Source organism: Acidobacterium sp. FHG110202_01 (genome assembly GCF_059115305.1).
This window is the reverse complement of sequence record NZ_JBZYWJ010000001.1, coordinates 555881-572535: the sequence shown is the minus strand read 5'-3', so window position 1 is coordinate 572535 and position 16655 is coordinate 555881. Positions and strand designations below refer to the sequence as shown.

Sequence of the window (16655 nt, the reverse complement as noted above, 5' to 3'; positions counted from 1 at the left end):
GAACCACTCTAGCTGGAGAAAAGGAAGTCAGTCATGTCATCCACTGTTGTTGCCCACCCGAAGCTCAAGTATCTGGAAGACCGCTGGAAGGAAAGCGAAACTGCTGGAATGGACGAGCCGGAACTGCTGCGCTATCGCTCGAACCTGCTGGGCTCTGACCTGCGCATTACGAATTTTGGCGGCGGCAATACCAGCTCGAAGATCGACGCGGCCGATCCGCTGGATGGCGGCAAGCGCCAGGTGCTGTGGGTGAAGGGAAGCGGCGGCGACCTGGGCAGCATCAAGCGCGCCGGGCTGGCGACGCTGTATCTCGACAAGCTGCTGGCGCTGGAATCGCTGTATAAGGGCGTGGAGTTCGAAGATGAGATGGTGGATTACTATCCGCTGTGTACCTTCGGCATCAACCCGGTTGCGTCTTCGATTGATACCCCTCTGCATGGCTTTCTGCCGTTTGCGCATGTCGACCATCTTCATCCTGACTGCGGCATTGCGCTGGCAGCAGCGGCGAATGGGCTCGAAAAGATGGACGAGTTCAATCGCGAATATGGCCACAAGCTGGTGTGGCTGCCCTGGCAGCGTCCGGGATTTGAACTGGGGATGATGTTGAAGCGCGCCGTTGCAGAAACGCCTGATTGCGACGGCGTCGTTCTTGGCGGGCATGGTCTGTTTACGTGGGGCAACACCCAGCGCGAGTGCTATGCGAACACCATCTCGATCATCGACCAGCTGACGGACTTTATCGAAAAGCACATTGCGCAGAAGGGCAGCGGCATCTTCGGCGGGCAGAAGCGCAAGACTCTGGATACGCGCCGTGATGTTGCACTGGAAATACTGCCGTTCCTGCGCGGACGCGTCTCGCAGCAGAAGCGGCTGATCGGAACGTACGTCGATCTGCCCGAGGTGCTGGAGTTTGTGAACTCGGCGGACGCGGCGAAGCTTGCATATCTGGGCACGAGCTGCCCGGACCACTTTATCCGCACGAAGATTCGGCCTTTATTTGTGGACTGGGACCCGGCGAGCGGCCCAGAAACCGATATAGACGCGCTGAAGCAGCAGATCGAGAAGGGCCTCGAGCAATACCGCAAGGACTACGCGTCGTATTACGAGAAGCATCGCGAAGATTCGTCACCGGAGATGCGCGATCCGAATCCGACAGTAGTGCTGATTCCCGGCGTGGGGATGTTCAGCTTCGGCAAGAACAAGCCGGAGTCGCGCATCACGGGCGAGTTTTATGTCAACGCCATTCATGTGATGAAGGGCGCGGCTGCTCTCGAAGAAGGCAAGGTGACGGGCACGGTTCCGCAGTGCGGATCAGCGAAGCTCGCGAGCGACTTCAAGGTGGAAGACAACTATGTTGCGCTGCCGGCTTCCGAGGCATTTCGCATTGAATACTGGAAGCTCGAAGAGGCGAAGATTCGCCGCCAGCCTCCGGAAAAGGAATTGAGCCGCCAGATTGCGCTGGTTGTCGGCGGTGGTAGCGGCATCGGCAGAGAAGTGGCGCTGCTGGCTGCAGAGCGCGGCGCGCATGTGGTGGTGGCTGATCGGGACCAGGCTGGAGCCGAGCACGTCGCAGCGGAAGTAAAGGCAGCTGCAGGGAAGGAAGCTGCGACTGCGGTTGCCGTCGATATCCGGAGCCGTGATGCGATTCACGCGGCCGTACGCGACACAGTAGCGGCATTTGGCGGCATCGACATTCTGGTGAACACTGCTGCGCTCTTTCCTTCATCGCCGGATGGAGTGATCTCCGATGCGCAGTGGGGGCTCACGCTCGAAGTCAATGTCACGGCGAATTACCTATTGGTGGAAGAGATCGGCAAGCTGCTGCGCGATCAGGGCCTGCAGGCCAACGTTGTGCTGACCAGCTCGGCGAATGCAGTGGTCGCGAAGAAGGGCAGCGAGGCCTACGACGTAAGCAAGGCGGCGGTGAGCCATTTGGTGCGCGAGCTGGCAGTTTCGCAGTCGCCGCTGGTGCGGGTGAACGGCATCAGTCCGGCGACAGTAGTGAAGGGATCGACGATGTTCCCGCGTGACCGCGTGATTGCTTCTCTCAAGAAGTACGAGATCCCATTCGATGAAAAGCAGAGCGACGAAGAGCTGCGCATGCTGCTGGCGAAGTTCTACGCGAAGCGTACGCTGACGCACCAGCCGATCGATCCGAAGATTTGCGCGGAAGCGATTCTCTTTCTTGCCGGGCCGAAGGCCCCGTGCACAACCGGCCATCTGATTCCTGTGGATGGCGGACTGGTGGACGCGTTTCTCCGCTAAAGATATGCCCGATGACCTGCCTGCCATTGTTGCGATCGATCTGGGCGCGGAGAGCTGCCGTGTTTCGCTGCTTGCCTGGGACGGGCGCAAGCCGCGCATTGAGCTGGTGCACCGCTTCAGCAATGCTCCGGTAAAGGAGCGCGGCGGGCTGTACTGGAATCTTGAACACATCTGCGAGGAACTGAAGAAGGGCCTGCGCTTGTGCGCGATGCGTGTGCAAGGGGAGGTAGCTTCGGTCGGCGTGGATGGCTGGGCAGTGGATTATGTCCGGCTGAAAGAAGATGGGACGCCACTGGCTGCTCCGTACTGTTATCGCGATGTGCGCAACGAAGAAGCCGAGGCTGAGGTCAGCAAGCACATCTCGCACGAAGAGCTGTTTGCGCTGAGCGGGGTGCAGCCTCTGCGCATCAATACTCTGTATCAACTGGTTGCCGACAAGCTAGCCGGAGTTGCGGATGATGTTCCATGGGTAAATCTTCCGGAATATGTGCTGATGCATCTCGGCGGCAGGCGCATTTCTGAGTACACGAATGCGACGCACACTGGACTAGTGGATGCAAAGACGCGGGCGTGGAATAAGGAGATTTTCGACCGGTGCGGGTTGGATGTTGGGGCAGCTCCGGAGTTGGTGGCTACCGGGGCGGTGGTGAACGAACCCAGGTTAGCTTCGCGAACCTGGGGCACCCATGATGGTGGCTCTCAAGGGTTTCTTGCTGAATTGGCCGTTTTCAAAGATGCGAAGCTGATTGCTCCCTGCTGTCACGATACGGCTTCTGCGGTTGCTGGAATCCCATTACATGGCGATGACTGGGCCTACATCAGCTCGGGCACATGGTCGCTGGTGGGAGCGTTGCTGGATCACTCGATCAACACTCCCGAAGCCTTTCAGGCAGGATTCACCAATCTGGGCGCGGCCGGTGGGCAGGTGTGTTTCCACAAAAATGTGAATGGCATGTGGCTGCTGAAGCAGTGCATGGCGCAGCTTTGTCCGAATGAGAGCAACGGAACCATGACGGAACTGATTGTCGAGGCCGAGCGCCTGCCTGCTCCCAAAGACCTGCTGGATGTAGATGACGACGATCTGCTGCTGCATGGGAACATGGCGTTGCGCATCAATGCGCAGTTGATTCGGCGCGGACTTGCTCCTCTTGAAGAGAGCGCGGGGGCGATGCCGCAGTTTGCGTCGCTGATCTTTCATAGTCTTGCGGCGCGATATGCAGAGGTGCTGAAAAATGTGGCTGCGCTCAGCGGCAAGACGATCAAGCGGCTTTCGATTGTCGGCGGCGGAAGTCAGAACCAGTTCCTGAACAAACTGACGACGGAAGCAACGGGACTGGAGCTGATCTGCGGAGTGGCGGAGAGCTCGACCATCGGCAACTTTGCCGTGCAGCTCACGGTACTGGAAGGCGCGGCAGGGTCGCGGGAGCGTCTCGCCTACTGGGCTGGAGCGCTCACCGGGATGAGGGAATGTTGACTCCGCTGCTATACTGACCGTTTCCGGAGGCGCAACTCGAATTGGCTCAGCAGAAGATCAAGCGGCTGTATCTCATTCCTATCCTGTCCAAGGCGCTCGATATCCTCGAGCTGCTCGAAGATGAAAAGCGGCCGATCACGCTCGAAGCCATCTACCAGCGCTCGCAGATTTCGAAGACCAGCGTCTACCGCATCCTGAAAACATTTGTGCATCGTGGATACGTTGCGCAGTCGCCGGATGGATCCTACCGACTGGTGTCGCGTCCCAAGAAGATGCGCTTCGGCTTTGCCGGGCAGAGCGCGGAGATGCCTTTCTCCGAGGCGGTGACCAGCAGTCTGAAGGCCGCGGCTGCGGCTTCGGGCGTGGAGCTGATGAACCGCGACAACCGCTATGAGGCGGATACAGCGATCAAGAACGCCAAAGAGTTTGTCTCAGAAGGCGTGGATCTGGTGATTGAGTTCCAGATCGAGGAGCAGGTAGCGCCTTCGATTGCGCACATCATTGCGCGCGCCGGCATTCCTCTGATCGCAATTGATATCCCCCACCCGCATGCCTGCTACTTCGGCGTGGACAACTTTCAGGTTGGCTACGAGGCAGGCGAATTGCTGGCGCAGCACGCTATCGCTAAATGGAAAAGGAAAGTCGATTGGGTGATTGGTCTCGATGTGGCCGAAGCCGGTGCCTTTGTGCAGAGCCGCGTCACCGGAGCCTTTGAAGGCATCCGTTCGCAACTGCCGGAGCTTTCACAGGAGGTTTTTATTCGCCTTGAAGGCCGTGGGATGCGCGACACCAGCGCGCGCATTGTCGCGGACTTCTTCAAGCGGCGGCAGAAGACAGACCGCATCCTGATTGCTGCAGCCACGGACACGAGTGCGCTTGGCGCATTGCAGGCCACCATGGACGCACAGCGCGAGAAGATGGTGGCGATCGTGGGGCAGGACTGCATTCCTGAGGTTCTGGAAGAGATGAAGAAGCAGCACAGCCCGATCATCGCATCGGTTTCACACGAAGCGCACACCTACGGCCCGCGGCTGATTCAGCTGGGAATCGCGATTCTGCGCGGGCACACGGTTCCTCCTTATAACTATGTGCAGCATCGCGTCGTAACGGCGAAGATGATGCAGGAGCAGGACTGAGTTACCACGCGCCCTGCTTGCCTCCGAACCACCAGACGAGGCCGACGGTCGCTGTAGTCTGATCGTTGCTCAGATTGCCCAGCTTGTCCGTTAGAAAATATGGCTGGTTCGAGAAGTCGTGGCGCAATTCTTCGCGCACGAGAAAGCCATTCGCGACTGTCTGATCAAAAGTGAGCGTGAATTCCTTCAACGCCTGCACTTTTCCACTGAAGAGCCCACCGCGGTCGGAGAGATATTCGGTTCGTCCGGCAAGCGTAAGCAGAGGATTGAACTGGTAGCGGGCATAGAGTGCGCCTCCATCCGTGTGCATCGGTGCGGAGTAGGTCTGGTCGCGAGTGATGAGATAGTCGCCCTCAAGCGCAAAGGTGAGCTTCGGCGTAGCCGTCCAGGTGGCGTAGCTGTCGAAGATGTGTGTCTTGCCTTTCGGCGCATTGGGAATAGGTGCGAAGGGCATGCCCTGAAGTGTAGGCAGGTTGGACGGGCCGTTCGTCACATATTGAAAATCAGGATGCTCCTGGCCGAGATAGTAATTCACAACCCAGTCGATGGATTTGTGAGGTTTTGCTTCAAAGCCGAACATCTGGTCTTTGAAGTTGTTAAAGGGCTCGGTCTGATTTGTGCCGTTAACGATCCAATAGTGACCGGAAAGCCGGGGCGTAAAGGCATAGTTAGCGCGAATGCCGGCGTGATAGAAGGGCAGGTAATTGAACCAGTAAGAGCGGGAGTAATTCATCTGGTCTTTGGTGTAGTTGCCTTCGATACCGAGCGAGCTTGACCATTTGCCGAAATCAACAGTCAGGCCGCTGCCCACAGGAACAACATAGGTCCCATAAGCCTGAAAAATGTTGCGATAGATCTCAGGGCGCGGCTCATTGGTAAGATTGCCCTGCAGCGTCTCCGTAGCCTCGCCGAATTGCAGGTCGACGCGGGCTCCAAAGCGCTTGCCGTTGGCCGGGTCGGGCGCATGCTCGATGATCAGGTCCGCCTGGTTCAGGCTGAAAGCGTTGCTGAGTACGTCATATGCGCGCAGGAGATTATCGCGGCCAATAGGATAGTTGAAGTTGTACTCATAGTAGCCGTCGAGCGCCATGTTAATCGTCGTACCCTTGAAGAAATCGAGAGTGCTGCGATCTGTCGATGAAAGTACCTGCTGCGGCTGCGCGGCCTGCGGCCTTGCTGACAGGCCTGAGCTTGCCGCGCTCAGGGCGGCTGCATTCTCATCCGGTGCGGTGGTTCCCGGGGAATCGGAGGCTTCTTCCTTTTCGAGCTGGGTAAGCCGCGCATTAATGGCATTCAGATCCTGACGCAACTCTCTGATTTCATCAGCTCGGGATGCTGTCTGGGCCGGGAGCGGGAAAGAGAGCGCGATCAAAATGCACGCGAAGAGCGTGACAAGCGGCGATACCTTCATTGAGCAGCCTCCAGAAACACCGCAACAGAGTATTAAGAAAGCAATAAGGGAGTTACAAAGATCGCCTGCCGGGTGCGGATGGTCTGTCTGGCACCTGTTATACTGATGGGTTACGGGAAGTGTCCGGAACCACACCTGTTTTCAGGCATTTCGCCGTAAATAAAATCACAGTTCGCTTTCCGAGGTTCCCATGTCCGGCCATTCCAAATGGGCCACAATTAAGCACAAAAAGGGCGCTCTTGATGCAAAACGCGGCAAGATCTTCACGCGCCTGATCAAGGAAATCACCATCGCAGCCCGTTCAGGCGGAGACCCTGACGGCAATCCGCGCCTGCGCACCGCCATTGCCGCCGCCAAGGCAGAGAACATGCCGGCCGACAATATCAAGCGCGCCATCCAGCGCGGAACGGGCGAGCTGCCAGGCGCCATTTATGAAGAGATCACCTTCGAAGGCTACGGCCCGGGCGGTGTCGCAGTTATTGTCGACACCACGACCGACAACCGCAACCGCACGGTGAGCGAAATCCGGCACGCTTTTTCGAAGAACGGCGGCAACCTGGGAGAGTCGGGCTCAGTGCGCTTCATGTTCACGAAAAAAGGGGTCATCGCGATTCCCAAGACCGCTGCCGATGAAGAGAAACTGATGAGCATTGTGCTTGAAGCTGGCGGCGAGGATCTGAACGACGAAGGCGATACCTGGGAGATCATCACCGAGCCTGCAGCGTATGAAGCAGTGGCGCAGGCAGTCAAGGATGCGGGCATCGAGACGGTCATGTCCGAGGTGACGATGATTGCCTCGACCTACACCAAGCTCGAAGGCTCGACGGCGTCGCAGATGATCCGCCTCCTCGAAGCGCTCGAAGACCATGACGACGTGCAGAACGTCTATTCGAATTTCGACATGGACGCCAAGCAGCTGGAGGAAGTTGCCGGCTGACGCGGTCATCAGTAGTTTTTAAAGAGGGCCGCCAGTTGGCGGCCATTCTTTTAAGCGATAACTACGACCATAGGTTGTCATTCTGAGCGGAGCGAAGAATCCAGAGAGTCTTTGCACGGAAACAACTCTCGATCAATTTCTCGCGAGAAACTCAACGCTCGATGAGACAGAAAATTAAACGGAGCATCAGAAAAGAACGAATCCATTATGAAGAAAAAATTCGCGTGCTCATTCGCAGTTCTTGCTTCTTTTTGTTTTTCACTCGCAGTTGTTGCACAGACCGCATCAAGGCCAGCACCGGCAAATGACAGTCCGGCGTCCGCCGTTTTGGCGACGCGGCCATGGGAATTCGGGCCGTTCTTTCAGGGCGGAGTCGGGGTGGGCGACCGTTCGGACTTCAGCTTTACCAGTGCCGGAGTGCGGCTGGGCAAGGTCATCACCGACCAGCACCTGAGCAGCATCTTTCGCGGGCAGTTTGAATACGCAGGCGAGCTGATGCCTTACTGGCAGTCCTTTACGCCGGGCCCTCACATGCAGGAAACACGTTATGACTTCGGAGGCCAGACCGGCTCGCTGCTGCTGCCTTACAACGGCGGAACGTTCACCGGCATCAGTATTACTCCGATCATTCTTCGCTGGGACCTGAAGCCAGGTAAACGAATCGCTCCCTGGGTGCAGGGCGCCGGCGGGCTGATCTGGACGAACCATAAGTATCCGCCGGACATTATTGTTTCGCACGGAGAACCGGGAGGCACGAGCGTTTGGAATTTCACGCCACAGTTTGGCGTCGGCTTTCACTATTTTGTGAAGCCGAAGCAGGCGGTCACTTTTGGCGCGAATGCAATCCATATTTCAAGCGCGTCGCTCGGTGACCGCAACCCGGGAGTGAACGCCAGCGTACAATTCCAGATCGGCTACACCTGGTGGCATTGAGGCAGGGAAGTAGGGGAATAAGGGAACAGGGAATAAGGGAGCCAGGAAAAGGAAATAGGGAAATAGTCACATCCTCTGTTCCCTAATCCTATTTCCCTACTTCCCTAAATCCCTGTTTCCCTCAAAAAGCCTATGAGCGAAGCACTCATCGAATGCGTGCCTAATTTTTCTGAAGGACGTGACCGTGAGAAGGTCATGTCCATCATTTCGGCCATGCGGCTTGATGGCATTCTGCTGCTCGACTGGTCGCTCGATGCGGATCACAACCGATCTGTGGTGACGATTGCCGGGCCGCCTGCGATTGTGATGGAGGCTGCGGTTCGTGCCGCAGGCCGCGCTGCGGAGCTGATCGACCTTACCGCGCAGGAAGGCGTGCATCCGAGGATTGGCGCTGCGGACGTGATTCCGTTTGTGCCGGTGCGCGGCGTTTCGATTGAGCAGTGCGCTCTGCTGGCGCGCCAGGCTGGGGCGGAAATCTGGAAGCGGCATCATGTGCCGGTATATTTTTACGAAGCAGCGGCATCGAGGCCTGACCGCGCTCTGCTGGAAAGCGTGCGCCAGGGGCAGTTCGAGGGGCTGCGCGATGCGGTGCGTAAGGATGTGACGCGCCGCCCGGATATTGGCGGGCCAGATCTTCATCCGACCGCTGGAGCTTCTGCGGTGGGCGCACGGCGAGTGCTGATTGCTTACAACATCTATCTGGATACGGAGAACGTCGCGACGGCGCGCGCAATTGCCAAGGAAATTCGTGCTTCGGCCGGGGGGCTTTCGGGCCTGAAAGCCATGGGAGTTCAGGCGCATGGGATGGCGCAGATCTCCATGAATATCACAGACTTCCGGCAGACTTCCGTAGGTGATGCTTACGCTGCAGTAAAGCGGCTGACGGACAAACACAAGACCCAGCCCGTGCGCGGAGAGCTGATCGGCCTTCTGCCTGAGGCGGCGTTTGAGCCGGATAGCGAGTGGGTGCGTCAATTAGATGGGTTCAATCCTGACGAGAAGCTCCTGGAGCGCAAGTTGGAGCGTCCGATCGACTGGCCTGTATCGGAGTCAACCCGCACCGGTCTAAAATAGATAATTCAGGGGTAGGGTCCCCGGAGGTAGAAACTTGAAGTTTGGCAAGAAGGTTTGTCTGGCAGCCGCTGCCGTGTGTCTTGCGGGTCTGCCGGCATGGGCCGCGCAATTGAGTGGAGACGCGCGCGGGGCCATCCCCAAAGATGTGCAGCAGCTGATTGTGGTGGATTACCGCGCCATGCAGAATTCTGATGCGGCCATGAGCCTGAAGGCGCGCGTACTTCCGCCAGAGCTCAAGGAACTGGAGCAGTCGCTTAAGACTTCCGGCCTGAATGACAACCACGATGTGGATGAGTTGGCATTCGCGGCGTTCCGCACGAACAGTGGCGCGGACTATACCCGGATCGTTGGCGTAGCGCAGGGGCAGTTCCAGCTGCAGGACCTTCTCGCGAATTTCCGCAAGAAGAAGGTCAAGCCTACAAAGGTTCGCGACAATGTGCTGTACCCCATGGGTGACGGCGGTATGCTGGTCTGCTTCCTGAACCCGACGACGATGGTCTTCGGGGGTAGCGATTCGATCAAGTACGCGCTGGACGCGCGCGACGGTCTTGCACCCAGCCTGCTCGCGAATGACACGATGATGCAGCAGATGTCGGCTGTGGACACCGAGCCGATCTGGAGCATCCTCGACCAGAAGGGCACGCAGATGATGATGCGCGGCGTGCTGGGTGACGCATCGCAGCTGGCCGACTACGAGACGGTGAAGAAGCGCCTGACCGGATCGCGCTACACAATGAACTTCAACAATGGCGTGAAGTTCAATCTCGATGTAGTCACTCCGGATACGATCACGGCTGCGACGATGTCGTCTCTACTGAACGCGGCTGCGATGTACAAGAAGATGTCGGGAACGGCGGCGGAGAAGGCTGCAATTGACAATACGACCATCGGCTCAAGCGCAGGAACGTTGCAGGTGCGCTTTGCTACTTCAGAAAGCCAGTTCGCTACTCTGCTGCAGTCGCCGTTGTTCCAGTCGGTCGTGCATTAAATTCCGCAAAGCGATGATATAAGCGCCCTGGCTGATGGTCAGGGCGTTTTGTTTTGTGAATCAGGTGGCCTGCGTTCGGCGGCTGGTTCTCGCAAAAAACCAGAGGCTGAAGGCGATGGGTAGCCCGATGATGAGCATGTGGGGCACCAGGCCATGGATCAATTGTGAAACTGAGAATGGGCCTACTTTGAAGGGGACGGCAGAGAGAGGTAGAACAACCAGGTTCATCACCAGGTAGACCGCAATGCCATAGTACAGGCCGCAGACAAAGAAATGATCCCCGAGGAATGTCAGTCTCAGGCTGGAGAGGCAATAGATAGCGGCAGCTGAGAATGCGATGACGAAATGAAGCACAATCCCAAGGAGCCATATGCCGGTGCCTCCTTGAAACGCGTGGCTTCCGAGCAGGCCGCTGGCAATTCCCAGGGGCATTCGCCGTCCGAAGGTATAAAAAGCAAGGATCAGGTCCAGCAGTCCGGCCGTGAAACCGCCCACGAGAATCGGGAGCAGTAACGAACGAGGCTGAAGAGATGAAGTTGGGTTCAAGTGTCCCTCCTTAAATCAGTTGTTGTTCATCTTCAAGCCAGCCCATTCCAGGCATAGAGCAACATAGTGTAAAAGAGAGATCTTTGCTAAATACCCGGACCTGCATCCTTTAGAATCGTCGGCAGTGTCGAGAGTAATCATTATGCATCTGAGGATTGGTATTGTCAGAAGTTTCATCGCATACGCGGCACTGCTCGCCGCATTTTCTGTCTTCTTTACGGCAGCGGCACAGCAGATTGCTTTTACCTGGGACGATCTGCCGGCGCACAGCGCTTTGCCGAAAGGTGAGACGCGGGTTGAGATCGCTGAAAAGATTCTGTCAACAATGAAGAAGGAACACCTGCCTCCCGCTTATGGATTTGTGAACGGCATCCGCACCGAAGATGAGCCGCTCTCAACGCCGGTGCTGAAGGCGTGGCGCGATGCTGGCTTTCCGCTGGGAAATCATACGTGGTCGCATATCAACCTCAATGAGTATTCGCTGGAAGATTTTGAATCGGACACGCTGAAGAATGAGCCGCTTCTCAAGTCGGTTGCACAGGGCGCGGACTGGCATTGGCTGCGCTTCCCGTTTCTGGCGGAAGGAAATACACAGGAAAAGCGAGATGGCGCGCGCAAGTTTCTTGCCGCGCATGGCTACCGCGTTGCCGGAGTGACGATGAGCTTCGGCGATTACTCATGGAACCAGCCGTACGCGCGCTGCGTGGCCAAGGGGGACACGGCGGCCGTTGCGGAGCTCGAAAAGAGCTACCTGGCAGCGGCGGACGCGACGATCGACTATTCACGGTCGATGGCGAAGACGCTTTATGGGCATGACATTCCTTATGTCCTGCTGATGCATGTCGGCGCGTTTGACGCGAGAATGCTGCCGCGGCTGATTGCGCTTTACCGTTCGCGCGGATTCAGCTTTGTCACACTCGAGGCCGCAGAGAAGGATCCTTTTTATGCCAATGATCTTGATCTGAGTCTGCCTGCCAATCCCGATACATTGGAACAGGCCATGAAAGCCCGGAATCTGGAAGCTCCTCCGCGTCCGAATATGTCAAGTGCCCTCGAGAGTGTGTGCCGATAAGGGCTGCTGCTAGGTGCGCTGCTCTGCGCTTCAGCGGCAACGGGAAGCAATGCAGTGAGAAGACCTGTCGAGGACTGGCGAAGAAAATCGCGGCGAATCATGCATCTCCTCTGCGGCGTGCATCGAGGCTGTCGCGAATGGCGAAGAAAGCCGGCGCTGGCCGATAGTCGGGATCGAAGGGAAGAGAACGCTGCGGGCGGTTGGGCTGTTTGCGATGGTGCGTGGGGCCGTCATTCAACCATGTGCGGCGGTCGCTCACTCCCCATGTGAGAAAGAGCTTCACTGCCGGATCGGCCAGCGCGACGTTCAGAAACTGACTGTAGGTTTCGGCAACGATACGGTCGCGCGTGGCAACTTCATTCGAAGGGATATCGTCCTCGTTCACGTCCATCTCTGTGAGATAAACTTCGAGACCCATCTGCCGGATCTGCACGATGTAGTCGGTAAGCCCCTTGCCGATAGAAGATGGCGAAGCGGCCTTGATGTGCGATTGAATGCCGACTGCATCGAGGGGAACATTCTGTTCTTTGAGCCTGTGCAGCAGCGCCAGGATGAGCCTGCGGCGTTCGGTCTGCTCGTCATTGTCATACTCAACGCCGTAATCGTTGTAGGTGAGCTTCGCATGAGGATCGGCCTCACGCGCAGTGCGGAAGGCAAGCTCGATGTAATCGGGACCGACACGTTCAAACCAGAATGATTTGCGCAGACCATTGGCCTGGCCATCGCTCGGCAATATGGCTTCATTCACTACGTCCCAGGAGTGAACACGTCCCTTATATCTGCCCGCTACAGTGCGGATGTGCTCGACAAGAAGCGACCGGACATCGAGGCTCGATGGGCTGTTCTTCAGCCAGTCCGGAACCGAGTTGTGCCAGACGAAGGTATGGCCGCGCACCTGCATGTGGTGTGCCTTTGCAAACTCGAACAGCTTGTCGCTTTGCGAGAAGTCGAACTGGTCCTGTTGCGGTCGCAGCGCAACCCACTTCAGCTCGCCCTCCGGCACAAGAATCGCATATTGTTCGGCGACCAGTTGTTGCAGCACTGGATCATCCTCAAGACCGCGCACCACTACTGCGGCGCCGGCGATGAGTCCATGCTGCTGCGCGTGGTGCTTCAGCGAATGCTTTCCTGCAAGCGCCCGTGTCTCCGAGGGCAGCTCTTTCGGCAGCGGCCCGTAGTCGGGAGGAGGAAAATGTTCCCGATGCTGTTGCGTATTGACGGTCATTTCGTCGGGTGCGCCTGCCGGCCGCTGACTTGGCGCGCCTTGCTGCTGCATGCCGAATGAGAAAGCCGGCGCTGCGAGCCAGCCGGCTGCAGCGGCCAGACCTCGGGACAAGGCTGTGCGCCGTGTGAAAATTTTCTGCATGTCGATTAGATGTTCAGAAAAAAAGCGAGCGCGGGGAAATTGATCCTCGCACTTTTTTTGATATCACATTGTTCAGAACTCCAGCTTAAGAGACAACTGACCGATGCGCGGATCGCCATTGGTGGAAGTGATGGAGCCGAAGCTTGAGTTGATCTGCGTCTGCTGCGGATCGCCAAAATTGGTGTGATTGAGCACATTGAAGAACTCGGCGCGGAACTGAAGTTGCAGCGCTTCGCGAATAGGAAAGATGCGAATCATGCTAGCGTCCCATGCAGCATACTGCGGGCCTGCGAAGCTGCCCTTCACGATGTTGCCATAGGTGAGAGCCAGGTTGGTGGTGTACGAGGGATTGGTGGAGAAGTTTGCCTTGTTCAGCCAGTTCTTGCAATGCGTACCAATGGCGCAGGAGCTTCCGCCATACGGATGCTGCCCGTTCCAGACGGCGCGATCGCGGCCCAGGCCTGTGCCGTCGACATTGGCGCCTGTTACCGTCAACGGATCGCCGCTGCGGAAAGTAAAGATGCCGTTTGTCTGCCATCCGTTTGCGATGTAGCGAAGCACAGCATTTCCACCACTGACTTTAGGAAAGAGCCAGACGTAGGAAGCGGTGAGCACATTGCGATGGTCGTAGTCCGAAGGACCAGCATCGAGCCGCTTGTAGTTCGTCTCATACACAGGAAGAACATACGAGGAACCCGGAACCACGGCTGTGACCGAAGAGCCGAAGGCGTTGTTGTCGATTGCCTTCGACCAGGTGTAGTTCAAGAACGCCGTAAGAGAGTTCGACAAACGCTCGTGCAGCGATAGCTGTAAGGAGTGATAGCTTGCGATGCCTCCTGTGTCGACAGTGGCAATAGCGCTCTTATAGTTCTGTTGGTTGGCAGTGGAGGAGTAGACGCGCTGGCCGATGTTCGGGCCCTGGTTCCAGACGGGGTTGATGTCCGTGGGATTGATCTGATGGAAGCTGGTTGATCCAACGTAAGCGAGACGCCCGGAGAGAGTCTTCGTAATCTGCTGCTCCACGGCGAGGTTGAAGGAATACGTCACAGGCACGTGGAAGGTTTTGGAATTGAAAGTAGAGTAACTCGCGTTTTGGTAGTTCGTCGTAGTGAAGTAACTCGCCGGCGGCGGCTGCGGAGCGGGAAATACATTGCCGCCGGGAATGCTCGCATAGGGATCACTGAAGAGCGCCGGTTTGGATGTAGCCGTGTTGGCGAAGCTCTGGTTGATCGAGGCGACAAACGGAACTGTATTGGCAAAGATGTTGTCGAAGACTCCGGGAAGGCGCGTGTCATAGAACTGACCGATGCCTCCGCGAATGCTGGTGTTGCCGTTGCCGAACACGTCATAGGCAAATCCAAAACGCGGCATCACGTGCGTGTAAACGGGATGAATCATGTTGTGGACGAAGCCCGGATCTCCGGGGAAGAGCAGGCCGGCGAGCGCTGTGGGATGCGTGCTTGAGATCTGGCCTGCGGCCCAGGCTGCTGGATTGAACATGCCCTGGCGCCCTTGTATCTCATTCTCGGGTGAGAAGGGCTCGTAGCGAATTCCAAAATTCAAAGTAAGGTTGCGGCTTACCTTCCACGTGTCCTGCGCATAGTAGCCCGACTCGTGATAGCGGTTGGCGAAGTATTGTCCGGAGGCCTGGGCGAAGCTGGTGAGGCCGCCGAGCAGAAAGTCGGCCATGGGTACAGTATCGGTTGGATTGCCATTGAAGGTGAACAGACCGGGCTGCTGAAACTGGTTCGCGATGTCGACCTTGGCGAGCTCAAAATGCACACCGAAGGCAATGGAGTGGTTGCCGCGCACCCAGTGGAGATCGTCGCCGAGTGTGTAGTTGTTACGGCGGAAGGACGCAGCAGGATTATCGCCGATGGTAAAGAAGTTGCTCGCCGTACCGTTGCCGACCGTGATCTGGTTGATCTGCTTGAACGCCGGCTGCCAGACGTTCACGCCTAGATCATTCATGTTGATGCTGCCGGGCAGCGGGCCGCGGGATGCATTGTCGATCTGATAGCTGAGGATGAAGTTGTTCAGCAGGTTGTTGCTGAAGATGTGTGTTTCGCTGATGAGTGCGTTGTGATAGCGGATGGAAGCCTGATCGGAATACGTCAGCAGGTTTGTCAGGTCGAGAACGCCTTTCTGGTCGTAGCTGTCATAGAAGTAGCGCGCTGTCAGACGATCGTTGGCAGTGAGCTTCTGGTCTCCGCGGCCAGTGTATTCAATGTAGTTCTGGCTGCTCGGCTTGAAGAAGGTGTAGACGGGGCTTGCTCCCGAAGCGATCGTGGGCAGGTATTTCAAGAGCGCGAGCGAAGATGGGTTGTAGTCATTTGGATTGACCGTGCAGGTGTAGCTCGCTCCCGTGTTGGTGCAGGGATAGGGCGCCAGAGTGCTTGGGTTCAGTATTTTGTCCGTCGCGCTCAGGCCGGCAAAGGTGCCGGCGAGCTGGTCAGGCGTGGGGAGCGTGGCTGTGCCTCCCACCGCGTTGTTGCGGTAGCGTGTCGCCTGCACTCCAAAGGAGAAGAAGGTCTTGTCCTCTCCGTTATAGAGAAAGGGAATACGCACGGGGCCGTTGAATGTGCCGCCGAACTGGTTGCGTTTGAGAAAGTCGCGCGTCTTGACTCCATTCTGGTAGGAGAAGTAATTGGCTGCGTTGAAGACGCGGTTGCGGACATACTCAAAGACATCGCCGTGGAACTTATTCGTGCCGCTGCGGGTGATGATGTTAACCACGCCGCCTGCATTCTGGCCATATTCTGCGTTATAGTTGCTGGTCTCTACGCTGAATTCCTGCAGCACGTCAGGAAAGGGGAAAGGCGCATTGACATTGGTGTACTCGTCGACATTGTTGCCTCCGTCGAGCATGTAGTTAATCTGGTTGGCGCGCGTGCCGTTGACGGTCACGGCGGCGACGACAGGGAATGTTTTGGTCGAACCCTGGTCAATGTTGAGGCTGGATGCGACGACAACCCCCGGCACAAGCTGAGTAAGTGTGGCGGCGTTGCGCCCGTTCAGCGGGAGATCGTTCACGCGTTTTTCGTCGATGACCTGCGAGAGCGTTCCGGTGGTAGTGTCCACCTGTGGAGGCGCCGCGGAGACGGTCACGTTTTCCGTTGCGCTGCCAACGGTCAGAGCGATGTTTACGGTGAGCGCCTGGTCAGCCTGCAGCAGCGCATTGTTTTCTGTGCGTGTCGTAAATCCCTGGGCTGCGACAGTGATGTTGTATTGCGCCGGTGGGAGCGACGGAAAGGTGTAGGTTCCGGAAGCATCGGTGGTGGTGGTGATGGCCACGTGCGTTCCGGCATTGGTGACGGTGATGGTCGCTCCCGATACGGTTGCGCCAGTCGAGTCGGTTACGGTGCCGTTCATCCGGCCCAGGCCTTGTGCCAAAGATTTTCCGCTTGCAAGCAGTCCGACAAGGAACAGAGCAAGGAAAAACAAAACACGACA

The 16655-nt window shown here is 57.2% G+C and carries 12 protein-coding genes; 8 read left to right on the top strand and 4 right to left on the bottom strand.

Annotation, left to right across the window (positions count from 1 at the left end; all coding sequences use genetic code 11):
* Positions 1 to 33 precede the first annotated feature (33 nt).
* The 3 genes from AC5S16_RS02265 to AC5S16_RS02255 are packed head-to-tail and all read left to right on the top strand — an operon-like array spanning position 34 to position 4875.
* On the top strand, positions 34 to 2265 hold the full coding sequence (locus AC5S16_RS02265; protein ID WP_493928380.1) for a bifunctional rhamnulose-1-phosphate aldolase/short-chain dehydrogenase: 2232 nt from the start codon (positions 34 to 36) through the stop codon (positions 2263 to 2265).
* Positions 2234 to 3739: a rhamnulokinase gene (locus AC5S16_RS02260; protein WP_493928379.1), complete on the top strand. Its 1506-nt coding sequence runs from the start codon at positions 2234 to 2236 to the stop codon at positions 3737 to 3739. The genes AC5S16_RS02265 and AC5S16_RS02260 overlap by 32 nt, the downstream gene beginning before the upstream one ends.
* Positions 3740 to 3780: 41 nt before the next feature.
* Positions 3781 to 4875: a sugar ABC transporter substrate-binding protein gene (locus tag AC5S16_RS02255; protein ID WP_493928378.1), complete on the top strand. Its 1095-nt coding sequence runs from the start codon at positions 3781 to 3783 to the stop codon at positions 4873 to 4875.
* A 1-nt stretch (position 4876) separates the two neighbouring features.
* Here the strand turns inward: AC5S16_RS02255 and AC5S16_RS02250 are convergent, their stop codons facing one another.
* A complete protein-coding gene (locus tag AC5S16_RS02250; RefSeq protein WP_493928377.1) occupies positions 4877 to 6286 on the bottom strand; it encodes an outer membrane beta-barrel protein in 1410 nt (469 codons plus the stop codon).
* A 190-nt stretch (positions 6287 to 6476) separates the two neighbouring features.
* On the opposite strand from AC5S16_RS02250, the gene AC5S16_RS02245 reads away from it, so the two are divergent.
* The 4 genes from AC5S16_RS02245 to AC5S16_RS02230 all read left to right on the top strand — a co-directional run bounded on the left by AC5S16_RS02245 (position 6477) and on the right by AC5S16_RS02230 (position 10218).
* On the top strand, positions 6477 to 7223 hold the full coding sequence (locus AC5S16_RS02245) for a YebC/PmpR family DNA-binding transcriptional regulator (protein ID WP_493928376.1): 747 nt from the start codon (positions 6477 to 6479) through the stop codon (positions 7221 to 7223).
* Positions 7224 to 7430: 207 nt separating this feature from the next.
* On the top strand, positions 7431 to 8156 hold the full coding sequence (locus tag AC5S16_RS02240; RefSeq protein WP_493928375.1) for an acyloxyacyl hydrolase: 726 nt from the start codon (positions 7431 to 7433) through the stop codon (positions 8154 to 8156).
* A 132-nt stretch (positions 8157 to 8288) separates the two neighbouring features.
* The gene (ftcD, locus tag AC5S16_RS02235; protein ID WP_493928374.1) at positions 8289 to 9230 is read left to right on the top strand and encodes a glutamate formimidoyltransferase; all 942 of its coding nucleotides are present in this window, start codon (positions 8289 to 8291) and stop codon (positions 9228 to 9230) included.
* A 34-nt stretch (positions 9231 to 9264) separates the two neighbouring features.
* Positions 9265 to 10218 carry a hypothetical protein gene (locus tag AC5S16_RS02230; RefSeq protein WP_493928373.1) on the top strand — a complete coding sequence of 318 codons (954 nt, stop codon included), beginning with the start codon at positions 9265 to 9267 and terminating at the stop codon, positions 10216 to 10218.
* Positions 10219 to 10278: 60 nt separating this feature from the next.
* On the opposite strand, the gene AC5S16_RS02225 is transcribed toward AC5S16_RS02230, so the two are convergent.
* On the bottom strand, positions 10279 to 10764 hold the full coding sequence (locus AC5S16_RS02225) for a hypothetical protein (RefSeq protein ID WP_493928372.1): 486 nt from the start codon (positions 10762 to 10764) through the stop codon (positions 10279 to 10281).
* Positions 10765 to 10906: 142 nt separating this feature from the next.
* Here AC5S16_RS02225 and AC5S16_RS02220 point away from each other — a divergent pair, with 142 nt between their 5' ends.
* A complete protein-coding gene (locus AC5S16_RS02220; RefSeq protein ID WP_493928371.1) occupies positions 10907 to 11836 on the top strand; it encodes a polysaccharide deacetylase family protein in 930 nt (309 codons plus the stop codon).
* Positions 11837 to 11933: 97 nt separating this feature from the next.
* Here AC5S16_RS02220 and AC5S16_RS02215 read toward each other — a convergent pair whose 3' ends face one another.
* Both AC5S16_RS02215 and AC5S16_RS02210 read right to left on the bottom strand, forming a co-directional pair.
* The gene (locus AC5S16_RS02215) at positions 11934 to 13172 is read right to left on the bottom strand and encodes an endo-1,4-beta-xylanase (RefSeq protein WP_493928370.1); all 1239 of its coding nucleotides are present in this window, start codon (positions 13170 to 13172) and stop codon (positions 11934 to 11936) included.
* A gap of 102 nt (positions 13173 to 13274) precedes the next feature.
* Positions 13275 to 16595, bottom strand: a complete 3321-nt coding sequence (locus AC5S16_RS02210; protein WP_493928369.1) for a carboxypeptidase-like regulatory domain-containing protein — start codon at positions 16593 to 16595, stop codon at positions 13275 to 13277.
* Positions 16596 to 16655: the final 60 nt, after the last annotated feature.